This window comes from Mycobacterium sp. (assembly GCF_049585075.1).
Lineage (GTDB): Bacteria > Actinomycetota > Actinomycetes > Mycobacteriales > Mycobacteriaceae > Mycobacterium.
On the sequence record NZ_JBAUZA010000470.1, the window covers coordinates 1 to 4,116 of the forward strand.

4 protein-coding genes are annotated in these 4,116 nt (G+C 68.4%); all 4 read right to left on the bottom strand.

Annotated elements, in window-relative coordinates; translation table 11 throughout:
* Positions 1-315: polyphenol oxidase family protein (locus WB785_RS22265; protein ID WP_424081890.1), on the bottom strand; the 315-nt coding region annotated here is incomplete at its 3' end.
* Positions 316-385: 70 nt separating this feature from the next.
* The gene (gene ftsZ, locus WB785_RS22270) at positions 386-1,519 is read right to left on the bottom strand and encodes a cell division protein FtsZ (protein WP_424081896.1); all 1,134 of its coding nucleotides are present in this window, start codon (positions 1,517-1,519) and stop codon (positions 386-388) included.
* A gap of 227 nt (positions 1,520-1,746) precedes the next feature.
* Positions 1,747-2,673 (bottom strand): cell division protein FtsQ/DivIB, encoded by a 927-nt coding sequence (locus tag WB785_RS22275; protein ID WP_424081892.1) that lies wholly within the window; start codon positions 2,671-2,673, stop codon positions 1,747-1,749.
* A partial coding sequence (gene murC / locus WB785_RS22280) for a UDP-N-acetylmuramate--L-alanine ligase (protein WP_424081894.1) occupies positions 2,670-4,116 on the bottom strand: 1,447 nt, incomplete at its 5' end. The genes murC and WB785_RS22275, both read right to left, overlap by 4 nt.

Here is a 4,116-nt window from a genome sequence, read left to right on the forward strand (position 1 = left end):
GGCCAAGAGCACCGGCACGCAGTCGGCGGTTACCACCGCCAGCCCCAGCCGTGGCGTGCTCGTCACGAGTGCGTCGGTGTCGGCGACCGGGGTGTCGCGCGGCCCGTCGACCAGCTCGACCCGATCACCGTGCACCTGGTTCATCCACACCATCCGGTCGGCACCAAGGCCGATAGCGGTGGCCAGCCGTCGCCGGTTGGCCGCCACAGCGGCCGGGTCATCGCCGACATGGTCGCCGAGGTTGAAGGTGTCAAACGGCGGCGCCGAGACGCCGCCGGCGCGGGTGGTGGTTACCCGCCGGATGCGAACGCTCACATACCCAGTATCCGGCTCGCCCGGCATCGACTCGTCCAGACGGCAGGCCACGGCCCCCATTCGTCGCAGGTTAGCGCCGCATGAACGGTGGCACGTCGACGTCCTCGTCGTCGTCGCCACCGATGTTCAGGGTTGCGCCGTTGGTGGGCACCGGCACACTGACGGCGTCGGCGGGCTCGAACAACGTCGAACTGACCTTGCCGGCCTGCCCCGCCGCGATGCCCTGGTTGCTGCCGACGACGGGCCTTCGACTGGGCCCGGCGGCATCGAAGCCCGCCGCGATCACGGTGACCCGCACTTCGTCGCCGAGCGAGTCGTCGATGACCGTGCCGAAAATGATGTTGGCGTCTTGGTGCGCGGCGTCCTGCACCAGCGACGCCGCCTCGTTGATCTCGAACAGGCCGAGATCGCTGCCGCCGGCGATCGACATCAGCACACCCTGGGCGCCTTCCATGGATTGCTCCAGCAGCGGTGAGTTGATCGCGATCTCGGCTGCCTTGAGCGCCCGACCGTCGCCGCGGGCCGAGCCGATGCCCATCAGCGCCGTGCCGGCGCCGGACATGATGCCCTTGACGTCGGCGAAGTCGACATTGATCAGGCCGGGCGTGGTGATCAGGTCCGTGATGCCCTGCACCCCGTTGAGTAGCACCTCGTCGGCGCTGCGGAAGGCGTCCATCAACGAAACCGCGGCGTCGCCCATCTGCAGCAGCCTGTCATTGGGGATCACGATGAGCGTGTCGCAGCTTTCCCGCAGCGACGAGATCCCGGTTTCTGCCTGGGTGCCGCGCCGCTTGCCCTCAAACGAGAACGGCCGCGTGACCACGCCGACCGTCAACGCGCCCAGCTTGCGGGCGATGTTGGCGACGACGGGAGCTCCTCCGGTGCCGGTGCCGCCTCCTTCCCCGGCGGTGACGAACACCATGTCGGCGCCGCGGAGCAGCTCCTCGATCTCGTCCTTGGCGTCATCGGCGGCCCGGCGTCCGACCTCGGGGTCGGCGCCGGCGCCCAGTCCGCGGGTCGAGTCGCGTCCGACGTCACGCTTGACGTCGGCGTCGCTCATCAGCAGTGCCTGGGCGTCGGTGTTGATCGCGATGAACTCCACGCCCTTGAGGCCCTGCTCGATCATCCGGTTGACGGCGTTGACGCCACCGCCACCGATACCCACGACTTTGATGACGGCCAGATAGTTGTGCGGCGGGGTCATCATTCTGTCTTCCTCCCTAGTGGGATTTGGCCTATTGCGTAGCGACCTGGCAAACCTCAACCTCAACTAAAGGGTTAGAGTTATGTCAAGTTGTTTCGCGCAAACAGAACGGTATGGCCGCCGCGCGCAGGATCGATGCAGGCGCGCCGAAAATCCGCGGGCGAATTTCGGGCGATTTTTCGCCGGGCCGACGAGCGTCGCGCTGGAGTGAGGGGCGAAGGGGGCCGCTACTTGACTGTCGGCAGGTCGGGGCTGGACACGTCGTAGACCCGACCGGGCTGGGTCAACAGGGCGGCCAGTTTCTCGGCCTTTTCTTCGGTGCGCTCGTTGGTCCCCCAGATCACCGTGCGCCCGTCGATGAGCGTCAGGGTGATTGACGCGACCGACGGCGCGGCAATACGACTCACCTGTGCGACGACCTCGGGTCGCAGCGCGGTCAGCACCGCGAGCGCGGCCTTAGTCGGCGGATCGGACGGACCGGGGTTGTCGACGTCGATGTAGGGCAGCGCTGGTGGCGGCGGGGCGGTCGCGAAGTCGACGCCGTCGCGGTCGTAGAGATGCGGGCCGTCGGGAAAGTCCTTGACCACCAACGGAACCCGCTCTGCGACGGTGATCCGCAGCGCCGACGGGTATTGGCGCTGCACCCGCGCACTCGCGACCCGCCGAATGGCGGCCACCCGGTCGGCGACCCGGTCGGTGTTGATCTGCAGCAGCGGCGTGCCGGGCCGAACCTGGGCGGCGTCGAGCACCTCGTCGCGGGTCACCGCTCCAATCCCGACGACGATGATGCTGCGCGCGGACATCACCGGCGTGAAGTAGAGGACCAGCCCGAGTGCCACGGTCAGCACGGTCAGCCCGATCGTCGTGAGCACCAGCTTCAAGCCCCGGACCGCCCCGCGCGCAGCGGGTTTGGTCGCTTCTCCGGCGCGTCCCCGAGCCCGGCGTTTGGCCTCCCGGCGAGCTTGTTCGATCGCTGTCGCGCGCTCCTGCGCCGCGCGCCGCTCAGCGCGTTCCCGCCGAGCACGCCGGCGGGGACCCTCCACCACATCGGGCTCTGCGGCTTCACCGGCGGCAGCGATCGGTTCGGTAACCGTCGTGTCGGCTGCGGGGTCGCCCTCTGGTTCTGGCGGCGGGTCGCCGTCCTGCTCGGTCACCACAACACCCCCGGCGTTCCCGGCGTGCTGCGGTTGGCCCGCACCCGTAATGCGGTCAAGATTTCCGGGCCGAGCATGGTGACATCGCCCGCACCCATGGTGACGACGACGTCACCCGGGCCGGCCGCCTCGGCTACCGCTTCGGCGACAGAGGAGAAATCGGGCAGATACTGCACCGGCACGCTGACGTGCTCGGCCACACTTGCCCCACTGACACCGGCGAGGGGTTGTTCGCGTGCGCCATAGACGTCGAGTACGAAAACTTGGTCGGCTGAGTCTAGCGCGTGACCAAACTCGGCGGCGAAAGCCTTTGTCCGCGAATACAAATGCGGCTGAAACACCACCAGCGACCGACCCGTACCGCTCTGCTCCAGCAACGTGCGGACCGCGTCCAGCGTCGCGCTGATCTCCGTCGGGTGATGGGCATAGTCGTCGAACACCCGCACCGAGGCCGCAGTGCCGATCAACTCGAAGCGACGACGCACCCCTTCGAAACCGGCCAGCCCGTCGAGCACACAGTCGGCGGGAGCGCCGATCTCGATCGCCGCGAGCAGCGCACCCAACGCATTGAGTGCCATGTGTCGGCCGGGCACCGACAGCCGCATCACCCATGGGTGGATTTCGCCGGCCAGCTTGACCTGGGCGACCGCCCCGGTGCCCTGCTGTTCCCAGGACAACAAGGTTCCGTCCAACTCGGCCGCCGGGCCATCAGCCCCGGCGCCATACCGCAACACCCGTATCCCCAGCGCCGCAGTGCGTTCGGCCAGCGCAGCCGCGCCCGTGTCGTCGGTGCAGACCACCAGCGATCCGCCGGGCGCAATCCGCTCCGCGAACGCGTCGAACACCGCGGTGTAGGCATCGGAACTGCCGAAGAAGTCCAAATGGTCCGACTCGATGTTGGTGACCACCGCGACATTCGGGGTGTACTCCAGCAGCGAGCCGTCGCTCTCGTCGGCTTCGGCGACAAAGCAGTCGCCGCTTCCATGGTGGGCGTTGGTGCCGGCCTCACCCAGCTCGCCGCCGACCGCGAAGGACGGGTCCCGCCCGCAATGTTGGAGGGCCACGATCAGCATCGAGGTGGTCGTGGTCTTGCCGTGTGTGCCGGTGACCATCAGCGTGGTGCGCCCGGCCATCAACTTGGCCAGCACCTCCGGGCGCAGCACGACCGGGATGCCACGACGGCGGGCCTCGACGAGCTCGGGATTGGTCTTCGGGATCGCGGCGTGGGTGGTGATCACCGCGGTCGCGCCGCCCGGCAGCAGGTCCAGCGACGACGCGTCATGCCCGATGCGGATCAGCGCCCCGCGGGCGCGCAGCGCACGCACACCGCGCGATTCCTTGGCGTCCGAACCCGACACTTGGCCGCCTCGGTCCAGCAGAATGCGGGCGATTCCCGACATGCCTGCTCCCCCGATGCCGACCATGTGCACCCGCTGCAGCTCG

Excerpts from the sequence above, each read along its gene's own strand:
- ftsZ (WP_424081896.1), bottom strand. The coding sequence starts at position 1,519 with ATGACCCCGCCGCACAACTATCTGGCCGTCATCAAAGTCGTGGGTATC.